The following is a 350-nucleotide window of genomic DNA, read 5'->3' as shown; positions in this document are numbered from 1 at the left end:
GCAAGCGGGAGAGGGGGTTGTCCTGAGCGGCGCTGGAGTCCGGCACCATCCTTCCACCTCGCCATTCCCGCGGACGCGGGAACGTAGGGCGTATAACCATTCGTGGTTATACGCCGTTGGCCGTGCCGCCGGGGATGTCTGGCGTGGCCGGTGAATCCGATCGCGGACGGAGTCCGCTCCTACGACCGAGCTTGCCTGGGGGCCTCGCACCAGGGCTTGAGAGCGCCCTCTCCCCAGCCCTCTCCCGCAAGCGGGAGAGGGGGTTGTCCTGAGCGGCGCTGGAGTCCGGCACCATCCTTCCACCTCGCCATTCCCGCGGACGCGGGAACGTAGGGCGTATAACCGTTCGC

Source organism: Pseudomonas sp. RW407, from assembly GCF_003176655.1.
GTDB lineage: Bacteria > Pseudomonadota > Gammaproteobacteria > Pseudomonadales > Pseudomonadaceae > Pseudomonas > Pseudomonas delhiensis.
This window is presented reverse-complemented; position numbering follows the sequence as displayed.